Origin of the sequence: Corallococcus exercitus, assembly GCF_042231735.1 — a bacterium.
GTDB classification, from domain to species: Bacteria; Myxococcota; Myxococcia; order Myxococcales; family Myxococcaceae; genus Corallococcus; species Corallococcus exercitus_B.
In genome coordinates this window covers 948764-972439 of the sequence record NZ_CP102577.1, presented here as the reverse complement: position 1 = coordinate 972439, position 23676 = coordinate 948764, and the positions used below count along the sequence as shown (strand labels likewise).

15 protein-coding genes and 1 pseudogene are annotated in these 23676 nt (G+C 68.7%); 9 read left to right on the top strand and 7 right to left on the bottom strand.

The annotated features are described in order from the left end of the window. The first annotated feature begins 145 nt into the window (after positions 1–145). The 4 genes and pseudogenes from NR792_RS03595 to NR792_RS03580 all read left to right on the top strand — a co-directional run bounded on the left by NR792_RS03595 (position 146) and on the right by NR792_RS03580 (position 7773). Positions 146–4279 (top strand): MG2 domain-containing protein, encoded by a 4134-nt coding sequence (locus NR792_RS03595; RefSeq protein ID WP_375758659.1) that lies wholly within the window; start codon positions 146–148, stop codon positions 4277–4279. Between the two features lie 29 nt (positions 4280–4308). Further along, the gene (locus tag NR792_RS03590; RefSeq protein ID WP_375758658.1) at positions 4309–5142 is read left to right on the top strand and encodes a YopT-type cysteine protease domain-containing protein; all 834 of its coding nucleotides are present in this window, start codon (positions 4309–4311) and stop codon (positions 5140–5142) included. 98 nt (positions 5143–5240) lie between these two features. Then, positions 5241–5621: pseudogene (locus NR792_RS03585) on the top strand (esterase/lipase family protein); the annotation flags it as partial. An 823-nt stretch (positions 5622–6444) separates the two neighbouring features. Beyond that, positions 6445–7773 (top strand): PQQ-dependent sugar dehydrogenase, encoded by a 1329-nt coding sequence (locus NR792_RS03580; RefSeq protein WP_375758657.1) that lies wholly within the window; start codon positions 6445–6447, stop codon positions 7771–7773. Between the two features lie 23 nt (positions 7774–7796). Here NR792_RS03580 and NR792_RS03575 read toward each other — a convergent pair whose 3' ends face one another. Continuing rightward, entirely contained in the window at positions 7797–8246 is a 450-nt protein-coding gene (locus NR792_RS03575; RefSeq protein ID WP_375758656.1) for a hypothetical protein, read from the bottom strand. Between the two features lie 96 nt (positions 8247–8342). Between NR792_RS03575 and NR792_RS03570 the strand changes: the two genes are divergently transcribed. Then, the gene (locus NR792_RS03570; protein ID WP_375758655.1) at positions 8343–8474 is read left to right on the top strand and encodes a hypothetical protein; all 132 of its coding nucleotides are present in this window, start codon (positions 8343–8345) and stop codon (positions 8472–8474) included. A gap of 22 nt (positions 8475–8496) precedes the next feature. On the opposite strand, the gene NR792_RS03565 is transcribed toward NR792_RS03570, so the two are convergent. The 3 genes from NR792_RS03565 to NR792_RS03555 form a co-directional block, all read right to left on the bottom strand. Continuing rightward, positions 8497–10584, bottom strand: a complete 2088-nt coding sequence (locus NR792_RS03565) for an alpha-amylase family glycosyl hydrolase (RefSeq protein WP_375758654.1) — start codon at positions 10582–10584, stop codon at positions 8497–8499. 224 nt (positions 10585–10808) lie between these two features. Next, on the bottom strand, positions 10809–11729 hold the full coding sequence (locus tag NR792_RS03560) for a hypothetical protein (protein WP_375758653.1): 921 nt from the start codon (positions 11727–11729) through the stop codon (positions 10809–10811). Between the two features lie 76 nt (positions 11730–11805). Then, complete coding sequence (locus NR792_RS03555; RefSeq protein ID WP_375758652.1) at positions 11806–13140, bottom strand: hypothetical protein; 1335 nt, start codon at positions 13138–13140, stop codon at positions 11806–11808. 228 nt (positions 13141–13368) lie between these two features. On the opposite strand from NR792_RS03555, the gene NR792_RS03550 reads away from it, so the two are divergent. Then, entirely contained in the window at positions 13369–16971 is a 3603-nt protein-coding gene (locus NR792_RS03550; RefSeq protein ID WP_375758651.1) for a hypothetical protein, read from the top strand. Between the two features lie 70 nt (positions 16972–17041). Here the strand turns inward: NR792_RS03550 and NR792_RS03545 are convergent, their stop codons facing one another. Both NR792_RS03545 and NR792_RS03540 read right to left on the bottom strand, forming a co-directional pair. Next, entirely contained in the window at positions 17042–17938 is an 897-nt protein-coding gene (locus tag NR792_RS03545) for a hypothetical protein (RefSeq protein ID WP_375758650.1), read from the bottom strand. 41 nt (positions 17939–17979) lie between these two features. Further along, positions 17980–18852, bottom strand: coding sequence for a hypothetical protein (locus NR792_RS03540; protein WP_375758649.1), 873 nt, complete (start codon positions 18850–18852; stop codon positions 17980–17982). Positions 18853–19054: 202 nt separating this feature from the next. Here NR792_RS03540 and NR792_RS03535 point away from each other — a divergent pair, with 202 nt between their 5' ends. Continuing rightward, entirely contained in the window at positions 19055–19831 is a 777-nt protein-coding gene (locus tag NR792_RS03535) for a class I SAM-dependent methyltransferase (protein ID WP_375758648.1), read from the top strand. Here NR792_RS03535 and NR792_RS03530 read toward each other — a convergent pair. Beyond that, entirely contained in the window at positions 19807–21210 is a 1404-nt protein-coding gene (locus NR792_RS03530) for a hypothetical protein (RefSeq protein WP_375758647.1), read from the bottom strand. The genes NR792_RS03535 and NR792_RS03530 overlap by 25 nt on opposite strands. Before the next feature lie 196 nt (positions 21211–21406). On the opposite strand from NR792_RS03530, the gene NR792_RS03525 reads away from it, so the two are divergent. Continuing rightward, positions 21407–21979, top strand: coding sequence for a hypothetical protein (locus NR792_RS03525; RefSeq protein WP_375758646.1), 573 nt, complete (start codon positions 21407–21409; stop codon positions 21977–21979). A 119-nt stretch (positions 21980–22098) separates the two neighbouring features. Continuing rightward, positions 22099–23526, top strand: coding sequence for a Kelch repeat-containing protein (locus NR792_RS03520; RefSeq protein ID WP_375758645.1), 1428 nt, complete (start codon positions 22099–22101; stop codon positions 23524–23526). Positions 23527–23676: the final 150 nt, after the last annotated feature.

Genomic DNA, 23676 nt, shown 5'->3' with positions numbered 1-23676 from the left:
ATCGACCGATACATGTTCATCGCCGCTGCTCCTCTCACCATGTCTGAGCGTCCGGATTGCGCTGCTCACACTGCGGGAGAAGTGACAACGCGACAAGGATTCGGAGGGTCAGAACTTCTGGCGTGCTCGTCCGTTGGATGACGCCATGGCCTTCCACGCTCCCCTTCCCTTGCGCGCGCTGCTGCCCCTGGGGTTCACCGCCCTCCTCGTGATGCTGTCGCCCCGGGTCCTCGCGGCCCGGGCCACCACGCGCTCGCTGGGCGGCGAGAACCGCTACCTGACCCATGTCACCACCGACAAGCCGCTCTACCGCCCCGGGGAGCAGGTGCTGGTGCGGGGCCTCGTACTGGAGGCCCTGAGCCGCAAGCCTTACGCGGGCTCACTCCAGGCGCAGCTGGAGGTGCGGGGGCCCAAGGGGGACGTCGTCACCACCAGCACGGCGTCCACTGCGGACGCCGTCTGGGGCTACGCCTGGCCCATCCCCGCCGGCCAGCCCGGCGGCGAATACACCCTGCGCGTCACCTACCCGTGGACGGGCGCGGCCCCCGCGGAGCGGAAGTTCGACATACGCGCCTACCGGGCCCCCCGGCTCAAGTCCCAGATTGAGTTCCTCCGGGACGGCTACGGGCCGGGCGACACCGTCACCGCCACGCTGGACGTGAAGCGCGCGGAAGGCGGCGTGCCCGAGGGCGCGAAGGTGACAGCCAACGCGCTCGTGGATGGCGCCACCGTGGCGCAGGTGCCCTGCACGGTGGACGCGAAGGGGCGCTGCACGGTGCGCTTCCCGCTGCCCGCGGCAATGGAGCGCGGCGAGGGCACGCTGGCCTTCACCATCGAGGACGGGGGCGTGGTGGAGTCCGCGGCGAAGACGATCCCCATCCTCCTCCAGACGCTGGACCTGGCCCTGTACCCGGAGGGCGGCGACCTGGTGGCGGGGCTCGCCTCGCGCGTCTACTTCGAGGCGCGCACGCCCGCTCGCAAGCCCGCGGACCTGGTGGGCCGGGTGGTGGAGGTGGACAGCGGCAAGGTGGTCGCCCGAGTGCGCTCGGAGCACGAGGGCCGTGGCCGCTTCGAGCTGACCCCTCGAGCGGGTGTTCGGTACGCGCTGCGCATCGACTCGCCGTCAGGCCTCCGGAAGAGCTTCCCGCTTCCGGAGGTGAAGCCGACGGGCGCCGTCATCCGCGTGCGCGAGGACGTGGTGCCCGCGGGCCGGCTGGTGCAGCTCGCCGTGGACCTGTCCGGCGTCGGCCGTGCGACGGTGACGTTGAGCCAGCGCGAGGTGCGCGTCGCCTCGGCGGTGATTGGCGATGTGAAGGGCGGGCCGGTGACGCTGGACCCGGGCGAGGCGGACGGAGTGCTCGTCGCCACGGTGTGGGACCACGACGGGCGGCCCCTCGCGGAGCGGCTGGTGTTCCGCCAGCCCTCGAAGGAGCTGACGGTGGAGCTGAAGGCGGACCGCGAGCGCTACGTGCCCGGTGGCCCGGTGCGGCTCACGGCCCGGACGACGCGCGGCGGCCAGCCGGTCTCCGCGCTGGTGATGCTCACCGTGACGGATGACGCGGTGCTGGAGCTGTTGGAGAAGCGCGACCAGGCGCCCCAGCTCCCGGTCATGGTGCTCTTGGAGCCCGAGGTGAAGGAGCTGGCCGACGCCCAGGTCTACCTCGACGCGAAGAATCCGGAGTCGAAGCTGGCGGTGGACCTGCTCCTGGGGACGCAGGGCTGGCGGCGCTTCGCGCTGACTGACACGCAGTCCTTCCTCGCCCGGCATGGTGACGCGGCGATGCGCGTGCTCGCGGTGCGCTGGCCGAAGGAGCCCGTCCGCAAGCCCCGGCCGACTGTCACCAGGGCCGGACGCGGCGGCGCTGTCGCGGGCGTGGGGCAGGCACAGCCCGCCATGGACCGGAACGTCGCGCTCGAGGACGAAGCCTTCGCCGGCCAGGCCGAGGGCGCGGTCCTCCCCGAAATGGCCCCCGTCGCCGCGGCGGCTCCGGCTCCCCTGCCCCCGGCGGAAGAAGCCCCTGCCCCCGTGCTCCAGGTAGCGAAGGAGGAAGAGGCTCCGATGATGGCGGGGAAGGCCTTCCGCGCGAAGCGGGACATGCGCTTCGACGACAGGCAGGTCGTCCAGGGGCAGCTGCTCTACCTGCGCGAGTTCGCGCACACCGCGCGGCCGAAGCGCAAGGCGGGAGACCGGGTCGACTTCGCGGAGACGCTCTACTGGAACGCCGGGGTGCGCACGGATGCCCGCACCGGCGAGGCGCGGGTGTCCTTCGCGATGAGCGACTCGGTGACGACGTTCAAGGCGTTCGCGGGCGCGGTGGGCGGTGACGGCGCGCTCGGCTCGGCGGTGGCGGAGCTGGAGTCCGTGCAGCCGTTCTACGCGGAGCCCAAGCTGCCGCTCGAGGTGACGTCGGGCGACGTGGTGCGGCTGCCGGTGGCGCTGGTGAACGGGACCCAGGCGCGGCTTTCGGGCGCGGGGGTGAAGGTGGAGCTGAAGGGCGACGTGAAGGTCTCCGGCGGCCCCACGCTGGACCTGGCCTCACAGGCGCGGGCCCGGCAGCTCTTCTCGCTGGAGATTGGCCAGGAGGCGCGGCCGGTGGACGTGAAGCTCACGGCGAGCGCGGGCGAGTACACGGACGTCGTCACCCGCACGCTGTCCATCAAGCCCCGGGGCTTCCCGGGCCGCGTGTCCTTCGGCGGACTCGTGTCCGCGAAGGCAGCGGCGGAGCACCGGGTGGTGCTGCCCCAGAGCCTGGTGCCCGGCAGCGTGCGGACGTCCATCGCGGTGTACCCGGGCCCGCTGGCCAACATGACGGAGTCGCTGGCCCGCCTCATCCAGGAGCCCTCCGGCTGCTTCGAGCAGACCAGCTCCACGACGTACCCCATGACGATGGCGCAGCAGTACTTCCAGACGCACACCGGCGTGAACCCGGAGCTGGTGGCGAGCGCGCGCGAGAAGCTGGAGCGCGGCTACCAGCGGCTGGTGGGCTACGAGACGTCCGAGAAGGGCTACGAGTGGTTCGGGCAGAACCCGGGCCATGAGGCGCTGACCGCGTTCGGCCTGCTGCACTTCACGGACATGCGCCAGGTGCGCGAGGTGGACGCCGCGATGCTGGAGCGCACGCGCGAGTGGCTGCTCCAGCAGCGGGATGGCCAGGGCGGCTTCAATCGCAAGCGTCGCGCGCTGCACGTGTGGGTGGAGGACGCGGACACGTCGAACGCATACATCCTCTGGACGCTGCTGGAGAGCGCGGGCCAGCCGGCCTCGCAGGCGAAGGAACTGTCGCGCGAGGTGGCCTCGCTGAAGGCCGCCGCGGCGAAGAGCACCAACAGCTACGTGGTGGCCCTGGCGGCCAACGCGCTGGCGCTCGCCGGTGACACCGCCGAGGCTCGGACGCTGATGGGCCGGCTCGCCACCTCGCAGGGGCAGGACGGAGTGGTGGGCGGCGCGACGCAGTCCATCGTGGGCAGCTCTGGAGAGACGCTGAACATCGAGACCACCGCGCTGGCGGTGCTGGCGTGGATGCGCGATCCCGCCTACGTGGGCAACGTGGAGCGCGCGATGAAGTTCCTCGCGGAGTCCAGCGACGGTGGCCGCTACGGCGCGACGCAGAGCACGGTGCTCGCGCTGCGCGCAATCATCGCCTACGACAAGGCGCGTGCGTCGAAGCTCACCCCGGGCCTGGTGCGCGTCTACGTGGACGGCCGCGCGGTGGGCGAGCCGGTGCGCTTCGACGGCTCCTCCCAGGAAGCCCTCAAGCTGCCCGACGTGAGCGCGCTCCTGGGCGCGGGCGAGCGCCGCGTGGAGCTGCGGATGGAGGGGGGCGCGGAGCTGCCGTACTCGGTGGAGGTCACCTACAACAGCGTGACGCCGGACAGCTCGAAGGACACGGCGGTGACGCTGGAGGTGGCGCTGGCGAAGACGGCCCTCACCGAGGGCGAGCCCACGGAGGCGCGGGTAGTGGTGGCCAACCGCACGGGCCAGCGGCTGCCCACGGCGGTGGCCATCTTCGGTGTGCCGGGCGGCCTGGAGGTACGGCACGACCAGCTCAAGGAGTTGGTGAAGCGGCAGGTGGTGGATGCGTACGAGGTGCTCGGGCGCGACGTCGTCCTGTACTGGCGAGGCATGGAGCCCCACAAGCGCATCGACGTGCCGCTGTCCCTGGTGGCCGCGGTGCCCGGCACCTACACGGGCCCGTCCAGCCGCGCGTACCTGTACTACGCGGACGAGCACAAGACGTGGAGCGAAGGCGTGAAGGTCACCATCGCCCCGAAGCCGTAGCTCCGGGTACAGCGCCACCGATGCCTGACATGGCCGGTTCATTGCTAGGATTGGATCTGTTTGGTCAGCCCGCAGCCTTTCCTTCCACGCCAGGAGGCATGGCCATGAACTTTCCAGAATACGTTGTCAGGTACTCCGCGTCCCGCACCGCCTTCAAGCAGGGAGACTTCGTGGGAGACGTGGAGCGCAGCGGTTTTTGCGCGGCGCTCAGCTTCTCCTGGTGTCGCCGGATCATGGACTCGCAGAAAGGAAGCTATGGGGTGCCACAGGAACTTCCGGCCGTGCGGCTTGCCGCGCTGAAGAAAGCAGCTCCGGAGCTGATCACGAATCAGCGGGTCTACGCCGCCAAGCAAACCAAAGTCCGTGAAACGATACCGCGGCTCATGTTGGCCATGCAGGCTTCGCTCGTTCTCTCGAAGCAAGGCTACGTAGCAGAGGGAGACACGCTGTACGAGGTCAGCAAGGGCGTATTTGACGACGTGAAGAAGAACAAGCTCATCACGGTGGGCGACGTCAAGTTTCCCAGGGCGCTGCAGGAACTCGCCAAGGACAACGCCGTGCGGATCTCGGGGGTGCTGAAGGTCCCTCCGTTCAAGGACGTCAAAGCAGCGCAGACCTTCGCGAAGGAAAACCTTGAACGGGAGCGCGCCCACGTCCTGGGACTCGAGCGGTTCCATGCCATTGCTGTCTATCGGACGGAAGGGGTCTTCAGCACCGACTTCTATTTCTTCGATCCGAACTGTGGCGAGTTCCACTGCAAGGGAAGCGACAATGCCGGCTTCGCGCTCTACGCACTCCTGCATACGGTGGACAGCTACGCTCACTACAAGGAACTCTTTTCGTTCCTGGTCACGGCGAGCTGAACCCCCTCTCACTTGAAGACTTGCTGCCTTGTGCAGCCAGGGACAGTCGCACCGCCGGGCAAAGCACGTCCACCGCGCCCTGGGTTAGCCTTCCCTCCATGGAAAACCGGCACCGCGTCTATCTGGTCCCCGGCTTCTTTGGCTTTACCCAGATGGGTGACAAGGAAACGGAGCGTATCGCCTACTTCCAGAACGTCCCCCGTTTGCTCGAGCAGCGGTTCAAGGAGCGCGGCATCGACGCGCAGGTGCATGCCGTGGCCTCCGCCCCCACCGCCGGGCTGGAGACGCGTGCCCGCGACGTGTTCCGGGAGATGGCGCGGACCGCGAACGAGGACGACGCGCAGCTCCACCTCGTCGGGCACTCCACGGGCGGGCTGGATGCACGGAGTGTCGTCTCACCGCGCATGGCCGGGGAGGCTCCGGCCTTCGTGAAGCGCGTGCGCTCGGTGGTGACCCTTTCCACCCCCCATCACGGCACCCCGCTGGCCAGCTACTTCCACCAGGGCGACGTGGGGAAGACGCTGCTGCGCTACCTGTGGCTCTTCACCTTCCTCACCCTGCACCGCAAGGCCATGCCCTTCCGGACCGCCGCGCTCCAGGCGTGCTACTGGCTCGTCCTGAGGAGCGAAGAGGCGAAGCTCCCGCCCAACCTCTTCAATCAGGTCGTCCGGCTGACGGTGGACCTCTCCAAGGCCGAGCGCGACGACCTCATCCGGTTCTTCAGCCAGGTGGGCGAGAACCAGGCGCTGATCCAGGACCTCATGCCGGCCAGCATGCGGACCTTCAACGCGAACACGGCGGACCGCGAGGGCGTGCGCTACGGCTGCGTCGTCACGGGCGCGCCTCCGCCGAAACGGTCCTTTCCCCTGCTGCTCACCCCGGACGCCCTCCTCCATGGAATCTTCTCCTTCCTGCATGCGAAGAGCGCGCCCCTGTCCCGGGAGCTCCAGATTCCCGAGCGCACGGCGGCCCAGTCCCAGGCCCTCCAGGATGTCTTTGGCAGGAACTTCGAGTCCCGGAGCGACGGCATCGTCCCGAGCCGCTCCCAGGTCTGGGGAGAGGTCCTCCACGTCGCGGTCGGGGACCACCTGGACGTCATGGGCCACTTCGACCAGCCCCCGGAGTACATCAGCTGGCTGAAGTCGGGCTCCCACTTCCAGGAGCCGCAGTTCCAGGCGATGTGGGACCGGGTCATCGACTTCACGGTGGCCAGCGCCGCGACTGTTCACCCAGGCAACCAAGCGGAGCGCCGCATGCCCGCCGACGGATGACGTCCCGCCGGTCCCGACGGAGAGTCACCCCATGCGCCATGGCCTCGTGACCCCGTTCCTCGCCTCCCTCCTGCTGAGCGCCGCCCCCGAAGTGCAGGCCCAGACACCCCGGCCGCCCACTCGCCAGGAGGGCAACCTCGCCCCAGGACGCGGGGGGGAGAGTCAGCAGTCCGTGCCGCGACAGGGCGACATCCCCCCGGGCGCGCCCGTGGAGACCGCGCCCCCCAACGTCCCGGAGTTCAAGCCCGCGTTCCCGCAGCAGACGCGCGCCCCGGCGGTGAAGACGCGCACGCCCATCGTCGTGACGGAGATTGCCTCGGGCTTCAACAAGCCGTGGGCCCTCGCGTTCCTGCCGGATGGCCGCTTCCTGGTCACGGAGAAGCCCACGGGCTCGCTCTTCATCGTCACCGCCGCGGGCAAGAAGTCGCCTCCGGTGGCGGGGCTCCCCAAGGTGGACGGCCGGGGACAGGGCGGGCTGCTCGACGTGGAGGTCGGGCCCGACTACGCGAAGAGCGGCCTCATCTACTGGACCTATTACGAGCCGCGCGAGGGCGGCAACGGGCTCGCGGTGGCGCGCGCACGGCTGGTGGACGGACCCAAGCCTCGCATCGAGGGCCTCCAGGTCATCTTCCGCATGCAGCCCACGCTCGAGTCCACGCTGCACGCGGGCGGACGGCTCGTCTTCACGCCGGACGGCAAGCTCTTCGTCACGCTCGGCGAGCGCTCCATCCTCCCGGGCCGCGTCCAGGCGCAGGACCTCAAGAGCGACTTCGGGAAGGTGGTCCGCATCTTCCCGGATGGCTCCATCCCCCAGGACAATCCCTTCGTGGGCCGGAAGGACGCCCGGCCGGAGATCTGGTCCTCCGGACACCGCAACATCCTCTCCGCGGCCCTGGACGCCCAGCAGCGGCTCTGGGTCGTGGAGATGGGACCGCGCGGAGGCGACGAGCTCAACCGCCCGGAAGCAGGCAAGGACTACGGCTGGCCCACGATTGGCTATGGCGAGGAATACTCGGGCGAGCCCATCCACAAGACGACGCAGGCCGCCGGCATGGAGCAGCCTGTCTATTATTGGGATCCGGTCATCTCGCCCTCGGGGCTCACCATCTACTCGGGGGCGCTCTTCCCGGAGTGGAAGGGGAACTTCTTCATCGGCGGCCTGTCCAGCCAGGCGCTGGTGCGGCTTGTCTTGAAGGACGACCGCGTGGTCGGCGAGGAGCGCCTGCTCACGGAGCGCAACGCGCGGATCCGCGAGGTGGTCCAGGGGCCTGACGGTGCGCTCTACCTGCTCACGGACGATTCGAACGGCCGTCTGTGGAAGCTCACCCCGGGGGCCACCCCGCCGGGCCGCGCCCCCTGAAGGACTCCTGCCTCCGGCGGACCTCAATCCCGCCGGAGCAGGTCGGCTCGCATCGCCTCTACCGCGTCCTTCGCCTCCTTCAGGCTGCTGCCGTAGAGCCATCGGTGGAACTTGATGGCTTGGATGAGATTGTTGTCTTGAACAGCGCGCTCCATGGCGGCTTTCGCTTCCGGCTCGGACAAGTCCCGGCGTTCGGGAGGCCCCACTGGCGCCCGACCCTCCCGCATCGCTTCCACGGCGTCCTTCGCATCCTTCAAGCCGCAGCCATGAAGGTGCCGGTAGAGCTTGATGGCGTCGATCATCTGCCCGGACTCGATCAACTCCGCGAGGACCACCTCTCCCTCCTCTGGAGACCGCGCGGTGGGCGGATCCGCATCCGCCGGTCGCTCGCGGTTGGCGGAGCGCCACCAGAAGCCCGCGAGGGCTCCCACGAACACGGCGATCACCAACAACGCGAGGAATGAAGGGGACATCCCACGAGCATACATGGCCCCCGGTCGTTCACCGGGATGTCACTTTCGGGGGAGCCGCCCCCCGTTGGAAGGCAAGGCACGAGCGCCCTGGAGTTCGTGCTGTGGGCAGCGGCGCTCGTGCTCTTCGCCATGCTTTCGGTGGGCATGAGCCTGAGGCCCCAGGAGTCACGGGCCGAGGAGGCCCCGCGGGCAGGTCCGCTGAAGGCCTACGTGCCGCCCATCCGGTGAGGCCAGGCGGGTCCTGGAAGCGTCAGGGGCACCTGCTCACCATCAGCTCGCCGCCGTCGAGGGTGGCGTTGATGCGGAAGCTGAACACGTAGTTGCCGGCCTCCGGAATGGCGAGGGAGGACTCCTTGCCGGGGCCCGCGGCGAGCGACATGGGCTGCTCCGAGGCAATCACCACCGGCCCCCCGCCCGACACCGCGAGCTCCTTCGACCAGTCCGCGCTGGCGAACTTGAAGGTATAGGCGGTGACGTCCGGCTCGTTGACCACCACCTGGTAGATGTTGTCGCCCTTGTAGGCGAACCGGCGGTGGGCGGGCGTCGCACCGAAGTTGTCCCCACCGACATAGCTGCCCCGGATGAAGACCTCCTTGCCGAGCGGGCCGAGCCCGTCGACCGTCGGAGCGTCGCAACGGGCCAGCGGCCCCTGACCGGAGAGCCCACCTCCCGGGCCCGTCTGAGGACCCTCGGCCGTCGGCGATGCGATGTCGAAGAACCTGCCCTCGAACGGCCTCAGCGCAATCTCGTGGTGCCCTTCCGAGAGGGCCACGTCGGCGCCGCCCAGGAGATCGACGAGGGCTCCCGCGCTGCCAATGGCCGTCCCCGCCACGGTGATGACCGCGGGAGTCGCCTTCACGTTCAACACATACAGGACGTTGTCGGTGCCCTTGTCCTTGCGGTCGATGTAGACGTTTTCGTCCGCGTAGATGTGCGTCCGACTGCCATTCGCCAGCGCCGGGTGGGCGTCACGCAGCGCCATCAGGGAAGCGACGTGGTGCTTCAGGTCCGCCTGCGCGGGCGAGAGCACCGTGGCGGGCGCCCCCACCGTGGTCGGGATGCCCTCCACGATGGCGGAGGTCCGGGAGACATGGTCGTCGCAGACGCCCCGGAGCGCACAGGTCGCGTTGTCCTCCTTCGCCGCGAAGCCCGGCAGCTCCTGTCCGACCTCATCCCCGTAGTAGAGGGTGATGGGGCCGCTGTACCCGGCCATGACGCTGAAGGCGGCCTTGTGCCGCGCCCACCAGGTGTTGTCCTCGGGCTCCGCCAGGCCCCCTCGCTGGAGGAGATCTCCGAAGCGGACCAGGTCGTGGTTGGTCAGCATCAGGTTCGGCATGGCGTGGGGGGGATACGCCAGCTGGTTCTGATACCCGGCCTGGAGGTTGCTCGCTCCACGGTTCCCCGTGCCGGACTCCTCGACTGCCAGGGTTTGCACCAGGCTGTAGCGCATCGGGAAGTCGAACGCGGACAGCAGCGCGGGGCTCGCGGTGGTGCCATAGCCCTTGCTGGCGATGTCCGCCGGCCCGCTCCAGATCTCCGCCACCATGTACCCCAGCGGATGGACGCTCTGGCCGGCCGCGTTCGTGTAGCTCACGGCCGCCGCGGCAGTGCTGACGGCGGTCCGCAGGTCGTCCCAGTACTGCACCGGAACCTGATTGGCCTGATCCAGGCGCCAGCCGTCGATCTTGTATTCGGTCACCCAGTGCGTGGCGACCTCCTTGAAGAAGTCGAGGTCGTCCGGATAGACCGCCGCCCGCCCCGTGCCCCCCACCTGCCCCGTGGTGGAGAGCTTGCGGCCCTGCGGCGAGGCGTAATCACTGGCATTGACCTTGAAGTGGCCGAACACGCCATCGAGGAAGACATACAGCCCCCGGGCATGGGCCCCCTCCACCAACTCCTTGAGTCTGGCGTTGGTGCCGAACTTCGGGTCGACGTTGAAGTAGTCGGAAGCGAAGTAGCCCGTGGCATCCAGGCGGCTGGCCCAGTCGTCCTGGCCACTCACGGGCACGCTGGCGAAGACGGGGGTCAACCAGAGGGCGTTGACCCCCGTCGCCTTGATGGCGTCGAGGCTGTTGATGATGCCCTGCAGATCGCCCTTGTGATGGCTGGTGCCGTAGCCGGTGTTGGAGTCCGCGGCGCTGTCGGCATCGACGAACGCCTCGACCATGACCTGGTACAGGCGAAGACCGCACTCGGGTTCGCCGTTGCCCTTGAAGCAGGCCAGGCGGCTGTCGGCCCGTGTCGCGGCGACGCTGACCGTCGCGGTGTAGGCAGCGCCCGCGTCCGTCCCCGCGTCCACCCCTCCATCCTCCACCCCCGCGTCCGTCCCCGCGTCCACCCCTCCATCACCTCCACTGCTCCCGTCCTGGCAAGCGGCCAGGACCCCCGCCATTGCCAGCGAGAGAAGGGACTTCCGCCAGTGCATGACACGCGCTCCTCTGGGGTCGACGCCCCATGAAAACCCAGGGAGCAGCATACCGTCCGGCCCCGCGGTTCAAGACACGCGTGCGCGCCTGCTCACGGACGATTCGACTGGCCGTCCGTGGAAGCTCACTCCGGGGCTCAGAGCCCTGACAGCATGCGGTCCTTCACCTTGAGCCAGGCCTGCTTCCGGGACAGGTAGGTGGAGCAGATGCGCCGCCAGGTCCACACGTCGCTCCGGGTCCACCAGTCGCCCAGCGGCTTGTCGCCCAGGAGGTCCACGCCAAGGTCCCTCAGGTTGCCGAGGTTCCGGAAGCCGACCCCGTTGAGGCCTTCATAGGCGTTGGACTCCAGCAGCAGCACCTTGTCCGTCTCCACGTGGTGGTCCACGACGAGGAAGGTGTGGCCGGAGTCCCACTGCTTGCGCCAGCCCTGGATGAGCGTCCACGGGTGGGGAGGCGTGTCCTCGGACGGCGGGAGCACCGCCATGCCGCTCTCGATGGCGGCGGTGACCGGGGAGAAATAGTCCTCCGTGGAGGCGACCATCATCTGCCGGTGCCTGCGCGCGTCCCAGGCGAACTCCGCGCCGTGCACGTCGGAGAAGGCCTTCACGGTCAGCGCCTCCACGAAGGTGCAGCAGTTGTTCTTCCGCGGAGGCGCCAGCGGGACGCGGATGCCGGGGAGCGTCCACGGGTAGTACGCCTGGCTCAGGTCGTAGCGATAGGCGGTGAAGTCCTTCAGGAGCCCGACGAGCGTCGCCTCGGGCACGGCGAGGGGCTCGTCGTCGAACGTCCGCCGCTGCACTGGCGGGGGCTTCTGCGCGAGGAAGACCGTCGCGTAGGACTGCGACTTCCAGCGCGTACAGATCCACGTGTCGAGCGCTCCCAGCGTCGGCACCTCCAGCCGTGCGTAGTCGGTGTCCTTCGTCGGGTAGCCCGTCCTGTGCTCGAGCACGAAGTAGGTGCCGGGCTCGACGTAGCCCTCGAACTGCGAGGTGCTGTCTGGCAACACGAAGCCACGCAGCCGGATGGAGAGCTTCGCGACAAGTTCGGCTTCCGCCATGGTGCGTCCCCGACGTTGAATGGAGTGTCCAGGATGACGGTTCGGCCAGGGGGCCCCTGCTGAAGGGCCCGCGAGCTCACACCGACCACTGCCACCAGTTCTTCTTCTTCTTCTCCGCGGGGGGAGGGCTCGGTGGCGGCGGCGCGGCCGCGACCTCGAGGACACGCCAGGACTGGATGACGGCTTCGATGTCCCCGAGCAGCTCCTCCCTGGAAAGGCATGTGGCTGCTTCGAGCAGCACAACATTCACCACGCCCCTGGCATGCGTGAAGAGGCGAAGAATGGCTCGCTTCGGGGGATCCCCCAGCGTCCTTGAAGGGAACACGGTGTGGAAGAACAGATGAATGCCTCCGCCCGGTCCAGGGGCCATCCAGGTTTCCACCTGGGAGCTTGCGGAACCGTTCGACCGCCCCTGGAGCAGTGACGCCCCCTGGGCCGTGACCTTCTTCATGCACTCAGGGTCTTCCGGAGTCACATCCGCCTGGAAGCAGCTGATGGTCAGCACCTGCACCCCATCCGAGCCAACAGCTCCCCCCGCGAACGCCAGCCGGCTGAACCGGAGGAACGTCCCGTTGCTGTCAGAGGTCCGCAGGTAGCGCGGAGGAGGCGTCATGGCACATCCGAGCTCCGGGATCCGGACCTCCCCCGCGTGGAGCTGGAGCGCGGGTTCGGTGACCTGGATGTTCCCTGGCGCCGCGAGCAGCTGAAGCAGGGAGCGCACCACGCTGAGCGGATGTTGGGGAAAGCGGGAGTCATGGCGCGGATCATCCGAGTTGAAGCTTTTCATCACCCGATCCAGCGCTTCGTCGGTCTTGACGCCCGCCTTCGCCGCTTCCTCGCCAAAGATGACGCTCTCACGAACACCTGTGGGACCGCGCTCCGCCGCGACGATCCGGAACTCAAACAGGCCGCTGCGCAGGGGGATGAGCAGGTGGCCCATGACCACCTCCATCCCGTGCTCGTACGCCATGCGGTGCACCACGGACAAGGCCCCGCAGGTGCCAAGCCGGATGCGCTTGATGCTCACCACCGGCGACCAGGCCGGGTCCGCGGTGCGTGGGACCTTCGCGCCGCCCCCTCCCGCTGGCTGCTGCCCGTGATTTTCGTGAAAGTTCCGCTCGAAGAGGTCGCGAGCATGGCGCTCGATGTCGAGCGCGAGCAGTTCGTCGTGCTCCGGGCTGAGATCGAGCTGGAGATTGAAGCGGAAGAGGAACAGCGCTGCTCTTCGATCCAGATCCACCAGCTCCGCACTGGTCTCTTGCTCGCCTTGAATCGCGAAGCGTCCCGGAAGCACCAGCCGGAGGCCAGCAGTTCCACTCCTTACGCCATTGAGGAGTCCCATGTCTGTGAATACTACCGCCGCTGGAGCCGCACCGGCGTCTTCCCGGCCGCCATCTGTCTTGGACCACACTGACCCGCCGTTCAAGCTCCTGGCGGGTCCTCCCGCATGGCCAGACGGGGTCACCCCCAAAGTCAGACATGAATTCACACCTGGCTCAACCTTGCGAGGGTTCGCGGCGATGAGGACTGTCTGGGATGCCAGCAAATGCACCCCATCCCCGCTGGCGACCCCGCGCCCATGAAACCTCCGCGTCTCGCGGTGCTTCTGGAGCGGGGCTGTCCTTGGAGAAACCCGAAAATGACTGCTCCGCTTGAATTGACCCCGGCTGGTGCCGCGCTGTTCCTGGAAGGGGCACGGCTCAAGAACGCGGGCCTGTGGGCCGTGGACTTCCTGGACGCCTCCGGGCAGGTGTTGTGCCGCGTGGCGCTGCCGAACCTGTCGCTGCAGGAAGACCCTCCCGCGCTCATCCACCCGGTCGTGACGGGTGACGTGCAGCGGACCGGGACGGTCCACGCGGCGCGGCTGCGGTCGGGCCCCACGACGGTCGCGCCGCTGACGGTGGGCCTCTACGCGGACACGGACAGGCAGCTGCGCTTGCCCACCTTGGACCTCGTGCTCGGCAGGCGCCTCAAGCTGTCCGACTTCCGGCTCCCCTACCTCCACCGCACGCCCGCCGTCGTCGGGACGCGGGACGTGTACGGCACCCCGGCGTCCTACTTCCCGGCGACGCTCGACCTCCCCGACGACTTCACGGGCGACGTGCATCTGCTGGAGACGCCGGGCAGCGCGCTTCCCCTGGGGACGGTCACCACCCACGTCACCTATGACGAGCGGAGCGCCAGCATCCCCACCGCCACGCTGCCACCCTTCGCGGCTCCGGCCGGGATGCCGAGCGGCCTGGTCCTGGTCTCCACTGAAGCCGCGCCCATCACCGACGAGGGCGACTACATCCAGCTCGGGCCCACGGGTGGAGCGAAGGGCGGGCTGGCGACGACAGGCGCGGTGGGCTTCGACTTCACCCTGACGAACGACGTCCCGGCGTTCTTCGGCTTCCGCTTCCGGGGGCGGATGCCCGCGTCCATCGACGATGCCGCGACGCTGGGCGCGATGTGGATGGACAGGGTGCCCGGCGGCTTCACCGTCTACTCCGACTGGGCGTACAACATCGTGTTCAGGAACCACTCCGACAACCAGCAGCTCGAGATCCCGTATGGCCTGGCGGCGAGCGCGGACATCGACGTCGCGTTCCGCTACACCGACGATCCGCAGGGGCCAGGGGGAAGCGTGCAGTTCTACAAGGACGGGGTGGCGCTCGGCGGGCCGCGCACGCTCACCGCGAAGCTCAAGCTCCAGCCCGTGCTCCCCTTCTTCGTCAACAACATCGGCTGGAACCACCGGAACGGCACCGCGGGCCTCGGCGTGCGCGCGCTCGACTTCACGGTGCCGGTGCCGGTCGTCACGCAGCAGTTCACGGCGCTGGGCTCCACCGTCGTGCCCGCGAGCGTCGCGCGCACCCTGATGTTCGACGCCACCGCGCTCACCGCCCCCTCCGGCCCCTACCCCCTCCGGTATCGCCTCGGCTCGCCGGACGCGAGCGCTGGCGAGGACCTGGCGGTGCGCGTAGGCCCCTACGTCACGGCGGCGAACGAGGCGCATGACGTCGTGCTGCAGGACTGGTCCACGGGGGCGCCCGTCCAGGTCGGCGTCTACACGATAACGAAGGTGGTGGGCCAGAACCTGTCCCTCGAGGATGCCGAGTTCGGACCGCTCGTCGGCACGTGGACCGAGGTGACCCCGCTGGAGGCGCCCATCGAAATCGGCGGCCTGCGCTACTACTGCGAAGGCATCCGCATGCGGGGCTACACGCAGCTGCAGTTCGGCTACGACTTCGCGCCGAGCGCGCTGCCCTCGACGCCGTTCGGCGATCCCCAGGGCATCGACAGCTACATGATTCCCCACAAGTGGGTGGTGCGCGACAGGGCCGGCAATCCCCTGGGCACGCTCCAGCAGCATGACGGCACGCCGCTCAACCAGGCGGGACGGAGCCCGGTGTTCGAGGGGCCGTGGGACGGCGTGAACAAGCCGCTCACCACGCCCACGAACCGCTGGGTCCCGTTCGGCACGGCGCGCGCGGGCCTCATCTGGCGCTCGAAGCAGCCGGAGCCGGTGCCGCCGCAGACGCTGGGCACGAAGCTGCCGCGCTACGCGACCGACGTGCCCTACGCCATGCACCTCGACTACTCGAGCAACGGCTTCGACTGGCGGCTCGCGTTCGGGGGCCACGGCCCGGATGGACAGGTCAACGGCTTCGGCAACATCCGCGTCATGCCCTTCCACCCGACGGACGCGGAGACCTGGGTGAACGACGCGACGGTGGGCGCGGGCGACCCCTACAAGGGGCTCTACGGCACGAACTCCAAGCGCGCGGTCGGGGCGACGTGGCTCAAGTACACGCCGTTCAACATGCAGGCGCGCTCGCCGGTCACCGGGCCCGGAGGCATCCGCGATGATCGGCAGGCCATCGCGGAGCCGGTGTGGCTGTACCTGACGAACCCGTCCGGCCAGCGCTGGGACGGGACCTCGTACCTGGAGCTCGCGCTCGATTACCTCACGGGCTACGTCTCCGACCCCATCCACGTCTTCGAGGACGGCCGCCCGCGTCCGCTGTTCCGCGGCAGGCCCACCCGCCCCATCACGATGCGGGGGCACTGGTACGGGTGGGGCGAGGCGAGCACCCCGCCCGAGCGCGCCTACTACGCGAAGGGCGGACGGCCCTACGAGCTCTGCGATGACGCCAACCCGTGGCGGGCGAAGGTGCCCGTGCATGGCTCGGCGCCCGGCAAGCCGGTCTTCGGCACGTATCAAATCGACTCGTCCCACGCGCACCAGTACCCGCACTGGGGCTCGCTCCTGTTCCGGACGCCGGAGTTCGCCTTCCTCGGTCACAAGTTCTGGGACCAGACGCGGCTGTACTCCAACCGGATCCTCCCGGGATGGGGGGAGCTGGGGGAGCGTTCATCGGCGTGGGCGTACCTGCACGCGGCGCTGGCGTGGAAGACCGCGGCGAAGCGCAGCGAGCGCCTGTACTCGCGCGAGGACGTGCTGGCCTTCGTGCAGCTCCAGCTGGAGGACTTCCACGACACCTGGTGCGCGACGACGCCCGGGCTCTTCAACCCTCCCGAGACGTTCACGAGCGAGTTCCAGCTCTTCGCCATCCTCGTGAACCGCTTCGGGCCGGGCTACATGTCGAACGGCGAGTACCAGCAGCACGACTTCTTCATCGGGTACTGGCTGCACGCGCTGGCCATCGGCGAGCGGCTCGGGTTCAACGCCGCGCTGCGGGCGCGCAGCGCCAGGCTCACCGCGGTCCTCGACTGGATGGTGGAGCTCCACCGCAAGCGCATCGTGGGACGGCTGGTGGACGGGCCCCGCCTGACCATCAGCGGCAACAGCTACCTGTTCACCCTGCCCGCCTCCGTGGTCGCGAACGCGGGCGGCGTGGCGGCGAACCTGCCGCAGGGCTACGCCGACCTCATCCCCCACCTGGGACAGGCGGACACGTGGGCATACAACGGCCCGGGCACCCAGGGCGGCACGCGTGACGGCCAGGGGCTCGACCTGCTCATGGCCGGGCCCTCCCAGCTGAAGTACGGGCTGGGGCTCACGGGGGCCGCGCTCGACACCGCTGAAGCCGCGGCGGCCGCGTGGCGCAACGACCGCAAGGCGGCCGAGGAGGCCAAGGGCAGCGACGCCGGGTCGGGCTGGTTCAGGTACCTGCAGGGGTCGCACAACCCGATGCTGCCCGCGGCCCAGGGGCTCGACGTGGACCAGGAGGTGCTGACCGACCTCTCCTTCACCGGGATCGAGCTGTCGGCGCTCGCGGACGTCGAGGACGTCTAGGTAACACGAGCCGCCTGGGTGCCGGCGCCGTGGAGGCCCCCCGCCTCCACGGCGCCTTTCGGTGTGCTGCCTACGGCACGGCGCTCACGTCGACATCGATGACGCGCGGCTCCTCGGTGCTCGTCGTGCCGGTGACCGGGGGCATCACGGCGGCCACCTGGAGCGTCAGCGCCCATTCACCCGTGCTGAGCTGGGTGGGCACGTACTTCCAGGAGAGGTGCACGGCCCCCGTGGTCTCCCCTTCCGCCGCCAGCGCCACGCGCGCCCGCTGCTCGATCTCCGCCGTCGTCAGCCGCGTCCGCAGCAGGTGGCCGGAGCGGGCCAGGGCGGGCCAGCTGATGAGCGCGCGCTGGAAGCTGCCATCCGGGCCGTGAGACACCACCGCGCGGTGGCCCTCCACGCGGATGCCGTTGATGGCGCGCATCACGAAGGTCTTGTGGCGGTGGAGCGCGGGGGCTTCGGAGACGCCGTTCTCCTCGCTCTGGGTGAAGGACTTCACCTGCCGCACCGCCCCCAGCTCCGCCGTGGGGATGCCCCAGCGCTGCAGGCGCGCCAGCGCGGCCCGCTGCAACAGCGCGGGGTCCTGCGGCGTCTCGGCGCCCGCGCCCACCTTGTTCAGCACCAGCACCTGGCCTTCGGACGGGTCGCTCTCGATCTTCCAGGTCTGGGACTCCATGTCACCGCGGGTGCCCACCGGCACCTCCGACAGGGAGAAGGTCTCGGTCGTTCCCACCAGGGAGCGCTGCAACGGGGTGGGATCGAACGCGGTGCGGGGAAGCAGCGTGGTGGGGATTCCTCCGGTGGGAGGCGTGGCCAGCGCCGTGGAATCGAAGATGAAGCCGATGGTCGCGCGGGCCACCTGGGTGGTGGGGGCGGCGTCGGGCTCCATGAGGGCGCCGCTGTCGCAGCCAGACGCGGCGGCGAGCGGGAGGACGGTCAGGAAGCGGAAGAGCAGATGGGTCTTCATGGCGTTTCGTTCTTTCTGGGCGAGGTCGATGGAAGGGGCGGTCACTCGGGCAGCTTCTGCCCGTTGTCGGGGTCGCAGCCCCCCACGAAGAAGTAGGTGGAGCCGGACTTGGTGCCGGTGTTCTTGCGGTCCTGCCAGCCGCCGTTCTCGAACATCGCCACGCGCTTCGCCTTGGTCTCACCGAAGACGATGGACACCGGGCAGTCGTCGTTGTTCTTGCCGATGTCCCAGTCGTAGGCCTCGTCGATCCAGTTCTCGCCCACGCCCTCGTTCCGCGAGCTCGACACGTAGCGCCTCACGTAGCGCTTCACGAAGTTGCCGCATGACGAGTCGCCGTGGAAGGCGTTCCACACGCTGAAGCCGCTGCTGCTCGTCACGAGCTGCCGGTACCCGCCCTGCTTCCAGACCTGGTAGTCACCGGACTGGCAGGCCTTCACGACGGCGATGTTCAGCTTGCCGTTGCCCAGGTTCATGTGGATGTCCGTGATGGCCGAGCACGAGTCCACGTCGGTGCCCATCACCAGCCAGCTGCGCAGGGACGACTCGTTGTGGCCGCCGTGGGTGTGCACGAAGAGGACGTCCGCGTCGTCCACGCCGGCGTTGAGCTGGGTGTCCTTCGCGTCGACCGCCGCTGCCTTGGAGGCGTCCGTCCAGAGGTCCGCGCGGGCGCCCGAGTTGTTGATGGTGCGGACGTCCGACCAGAGGCCCTGGTTCACCAGCGAGTTGAAGTAGCCCGCGAACTCCGCCGCCGTCTTCGTATGCACGGAGTGCGAATCAGCGTTGCACTGCCCCGCGCCGCCGAAGTTGGCGATGCCGTAGACGTGGGTCTCGTTCGCCAGCGCCGCCGCGGGCAGGAGCAGGGCCCCCGCGAGCGCCGCGGTCCGCCACGGCTGTGTCTGCTTCCGGAATTTCATGGTCCGAGTCTCCGCCCCGTCAGGGGTATGTGGATGGCCTGATGCAGCCGGAGGCGCGCGGCGTTCGCCGTGCGTTTCTTCCGGCCCTGCCCCCTCAACGAAACCCGGAGGAAATTCCCCTCACCCCCCTCATTCGAAATCTTCGTCGACGGGGTGGTAGCCTCTCCCCCGCAGCTTGTCCCGGCACCAGGGGGAGTCCTTCATGGGAATCACGATGTCACCGCAGGATTACGCCACGGCGTTCCGCATTCTCGCGGCGTCCGCGAGGCATCCGGAGAACATCCACCAGATCGTCACGGAGCGGCTGCTGCCGGGGCTTCCCGTACGCCGCACCTTGCTGGACGTCGGCGCGGGGGCGGGCACGGTGGCGGAACGGCTCGCGCCGCTCTTCGACTCGCTCACCCTGCTCGAGCCCCATCCCGAGCAGAGCGCCCGCTTCCATCACGAGAAGGCGAAGGTCCTCCCGCTCTCCCTGGACCGGTACGACTCGCAGGACCGGTATGACCTGGTCGTCTGCTCACACGTCATGTACCACGTGCCTGTCCCTGAATGGGGCGGCTTCATTGACAGACTGCTCGGCTTCGTGCGCCCGGGAGGGACCTGCCTGATGGTGATGGCCGCCGCCCGGGGGCCGACCCATGCGATGTGCCGTGAGTTCTCCGACACCCTGTACTTCAGCGAGCACATCGTCGCCGAGCTGCGGCGCAAGCAGCTGCCCCACGAGACGATCGCGACGATGAGCGGGTTCGCCGCGAACACCTTCGAGGAGATGGAGACGCTCTGCCGCTTCCTCGTGCTGGAAGGCTGCTTCACCGCCGAGCAGCTGGCGGACCTGAGCCCGGACGCATGGCGCAGACTCGATGCGCGAATCCGTGCGCATGCCGAGCGCTGCCGTCAGCCTGACGGAACGTACCGGCTGGAACAGGACGAGGACGTGATCCTCATCCCCGCGGCTCACTTGCCGAACAGGTCCTCGTAGGACGGGGGCGCCATGCTCGCGACGCTGAACAGCTGGGCTTCGATCTTCAGCGGATCGACGCCCTCGAAGGGCATCGGGTTCTTGTCGCCCTTGACGAGGTCGGCGTACTTCAGCTCCTCCTTCATGGGGCGGTAGTACTTCTTGAGGTTGTTCTTCAACCTCAGCTCAATCCGCGCCAGCTTCTCGGCCAGGGTGCCAGGCACCGGGGTCGGCGACAGGATGAGGTACTCCCCGCAGATGAACGGCGTCGCGCCCTTGGCCAGCAGGTAGAAGAACTCCTTGCCGGTTCCCGTCAGCGCGACCGGCATCGGGGGCTTGGGCCCGACGTGCTCCGCGGAGGGTGGAGACACCTTCAACAGCCCGCTGATCTTGATGCAGTCAAAGGACGTCTTGACCTTCTTGAGCCGGCTGATGGTGCCTTCGTTCGAGTTGACCTTGAAGAAGCCGCGGGACTTGTCGTTGACGAACTTCCGGCGGTGCACCTGATACAGCTTGTCGTAGAAGACCTCGAGCAGCTCCTTGAAGAGATACAGCAGGGTCGCCTTGGGCGTGAAGTCTCCCTTGAGGGCCTTGCCCATCTGCTCGTACTTCACGTTGACGAGGGTGTCCCGGTGACGGACCGCCATCCGGACCGCGGCCAGCTCGTCGACGTTCAGCTTGTTGTACATCAGGATGGGGACCTGCTGCCGCGTGAAGAGGTCCTCCAGCCAGGCCATGTTCAAGAACGACGTGTAGCTGTCGATGCACTCCAGCTGCCGCTGGAGCTGGACCACCTCCGTCGAGGCCAGCGTCCGCAGGTCCAGGGGCGCGGAGAGCTGTCCCCGGACATCCGCGTAGATGGTCGTCTCTCCGGGACCGGCGATGTTCATCAGCGAGGTCCAGGCCTCCTGGCGGAACTGGTCCTTGTTCGCGTGGTAGGCGGTGCGCAGCAACTGCAGGAGGTGCGCGGAGGAGTTGCTGGCCTTGTAGGCCGAGTTGATGGTGTTCGTGGACCAGGTCGCGCCCCCGATGGCGACGTCCTGTTGCGACCACAGCACCTGCCGGTCCATGTCCTGCTTCAGGTTGGCCGTCCCTGGCAGCTCGAAGAACGCGTCGAAGTAGTAGTCCAGCATCGAGGCCCAGGTGCCGATGAAGGCGAACTGGCTGTCCTGGATCTTCGTGCCGTTGATGCCCCACTGGGTGAGCGCGAGCTGCGTCAATTCACTGGCGTAGTCCGACTTCCCCAGCAGCTCCTGGAGCGTCTCCTGCGCCTTGTCGACGCTGCTCCAGCCATAACCGAGCTTGGGGTTCCAGCTCTTGCCAATCTCGGCGGTGACGTCCGTGATGTATTTCCTGGCGGTGGCATCCAGGTGGCTTCCCTTCGGCTTCGCGTGGATCACGGTTCCTCCCAAGCGCGGTGCCAGGACGCCCACGCCAGTGCATCGTGGCTCAACCCGGCCTCCAGGAGTACCTGCATCGGGGGAGGGACGGAAGGACTGCATCCATGCCGCTTCGCGCCCCTATCCCAGGCGTCGGTGAGTCGCGGTGACCCCAAGTTCGGCGCACGCCGGACGGCGCTCGCGGTATCGTCATGGGATGTCTGATCTATTCGCCGTCCGCGTCCTCAACGTCACCCGCCAGGTTGCCCGTCTGCGGGTGACCTCCGTGCACCCCGACTCCGGGAAGCCCGCGCCACGGGCGGTGTTCGCGTTGATGTTGATGTACGACCCGATCGAGAAGTCGGGGGACGCCGAGTTCAGCAAGTACAGCCACCTGGGTGACTCGGCGTTCGCGCGGTTGAAGCGCGAGCCAGGTGCCTTCAGCAGCAACTGGATGGATGCGAACGCGCAGGCGTTCGTGGCGAAGGTGAAGCAGGTCGGTGCCGCGCTCGAAGTCCATCCGACGCACCCTGAATGGATCGCGCACCTGCGCAAGGGCATGGCGTGGCGGACGACCGCTTACGACGCCGGGCCGGGCCTGCCCGCCGAACCCCGGGCACCCGCGCCGGGCGTCGCGTCCCCCACGCGCGGAGGAGCGAAGAAGGCGGCGAGCAAGGCCGGAGCGCGGAAGGCCACGAAGAAGGCAGCGAGCAAGGCCGGAGCGAAGAAGAAGGCGACGAAGGTGGGGAGCGGAGCGAAGAAGGTGGCGAAGGCGAAGCGAAGCACCTGAGTCATCCGGCACCTCGCGGTTCGACCCGGTCGCCGTCCGGGTTCCCGAGCCGTGCTCATGTTTCATGCAAGAGTCAGAGGGCCCTGCGATGCTCCCGGAAATCCCCCCAGGAGCACCGCATGTCCCTGTCGTCTTGGAAGGCATTGTTCGTCGTTCCCCTGCTGCTCTGTTTCGCGTGCAGCCCTGAAGCCGAGCCCTCGGAGACGGAGGCCCCCGCCGTCGAGGCCTCGCAGTCCTCCGCGCTCAGCGTGTATCCCGCGGGCTCCCTCCTGACGGCGCGTTATCAACACACCGCCACGCTGCTCGCCAATGGCAAGGTGCTGGTGGTGGGCGGCGGGACTCCCACGGAGACCGCGTCGACGGAGCTGTATGACCCGGCCACCGCCACGTCGAGCGCCGGTCCCCCGTTGAGCGTCGCGCGCCGCTCGCACACCGCCACGCTGTTGCAGGACGGCAGCGTGCTCATCGTGGCCGGCAACGGCCCGAGCGCCATCCTGTCCTCGGTCGAGCGCTATCAGCCCGCCACGAACACCTGGACCACCGTGGCCCCCCTGCCCCGCGTCAGCTACGGCCACAGCGCCACGCTGCTCTCGGACGGGCGGGTGCTGGTGGTGGGAGGCGTGGGCGGGGTGTCGGGCGGCACGTCGGCCCACCTCTACGACCCGGCCACGAACACCTGGACCGCCACGGGCTCGCTCCCCTCCGCGATGGGCTTCCACTCCGCGGTGCGGCTCGCGGATGGGCGCGTGCTCCTCACGGGAGGCGGCGCCACCACCAGCCTCGCCCAGCTCTGGACGCCCGCCACCGGCACCTGGACGGTCGTGGCGCCAATGAACTCCGCCCGCAGCGACCACACCCTCCACCTGCTCTCCAGCGGAAAGGCGCTCGCCGTCGGTTCCGCCCAGATGACGGAGGCGTACGACCCCGCGACCAACCTCTGGACGAACACCGGGAACACGGCGGTCCAACACTTCTCCGCGCCGTCCGTCATGCGCCCCAACGGAAGCATCCTCCTGGCCGGCGGCTCCTACAACAACACCACCGTGGAGCTGTACACGCCCACCACCGGCACCTGGAGCACGGTGGGGGCGCTCGCGCAGGCGCGCAGGAGCCATCCCACCGTCGCGCTGCCGGACGGCCGCGTCCTGTTCCTGGGAGGAACTGCCTCCAGCAGCTCGGGCTCCATGGTGCCGCTGGCCAGCATCGAGAAGTTCGACCTGTCCCCTCCGCCGTGCACGCCGACGACGTGCGCCGCGCAGGGCAAGAACTGCGGCACCATTTCCAACGGGTGTGGCGGCACGCTGAGCTGCGGCACCTGCGGTTCTGGGTTGACGTGCACCAACAACGTCTGTGGAACGACCGCTCCCACCGCCTGCGCCCATGACGTTTGCACGTCTGGCACCGCGTTGAGCAAGAGCTGCGGCACGTGCGCGAACACCGTGTGCACCCTCGATCCGTTCTGCTGCAACTCGGCCTGGGACAGCATCTGTGTCAGCGAGGCCAGCACGAATTGCGTCATCACGCAGCCCGGCTGCGTCGCGCAATAGGGACGGGCGCCCGGCGAGTCTGGGGTCGCTTCGCCACGGACCTGGCGCCACTGGCGGGCACGGCGATGTTCCGTGCCCGCCCGCAGTCGGTAGCATACGGCCCGCGAGGGGATGGCACGCCTGGCACCAGGCCCCGTTCACGGATGCCGC

What these genes read in the sequence shown, in the direction of transcription:
- NR792_RS03595 (WP_375758659.1), top strand. Translation starts at nt 146, where the DNA reads ATGGCCTTCCACGCTCCCCTTCCCTTGCGCGCGCTGCTGCCCCTGGGG.
- NR792_RS03590 (WP_375758658.1), top strand. Translation starts at nt 4,309, where the DNA reads ATGGCCGGTTCATTGCTAGGATTGGATCTGTTTGGTCAGCCCGCAGCC.
- NR792_RS03580 (WP_375758657.1), top strand. Translation starts at nt 6,445, where the DNA reads ATGCGCCATGGCCTCGTGACCCCGTTCCTCGCCTCCCTCCTGCTGAGC.
- NR792_RS03575 (WP_375758656.1), bottom strand. Translation starts at nt 8,246, where the DNA reads ATGTCCCCTTCATTCCTCGCGTTGTTGGTGATCGCCGTGTTCGTGGGA.
- NR792_RS03560 (WP_375758653.1), bottom strand. Translation starts at nt 11,729, where the DNA reads ATGGCGGAAGCCGAACTTGTCGCGAAGCTCTCCATCCGGCTGCGTGGC.
- NR792_RS03550 (WP_375758651.1), top strand. Translation starts at nt 13,369, where the DNA reads ATGACTGCTCCGCTTGAATTGACCCCGGCTGGTGCCGCGCTGTTCCTG.
- NR792_RS03545 (WP_375758650.1), bottom strand. Translation starts at nt 17,938, where the DNA reads ATGAAGACCCATCTGCTCTTCCGCTTCCTGACCGTCCTCCCGCTCGCC.
- NR792_RS03540 (WP_375758649.1), bottom strand. Translation starts at nt 18,852, where the DNA reads ATGAAATTCCGGAAGCAGACACAGCCGTGGCGGACCGCGGCGCTCGCG.
- NR792_RS03535 (WP_375758648.1), top strand. Translation starts at nt 19,055, where the DNA reads ATGGGAATCACGATGTCACCGCAGGATTACGCCACGGCGTTCCGCATT.
- NR792_RS03525 (WP_375758646.1), top strand. Translation starts at nt 21,407, where the DNA reads ATGTCTGATCTATTCGCCGTCCGCGTCCTCAACGTCACCCGCCAGGTT.
- NR792_RS03520 (WP_375758645.1), top strand. Translation starts at nt 22,099, where the DNA reads ATGTCCCTGTCGTCTTGGAAGGCATTGTTCGTCGTTCCCCTGCTGCTC.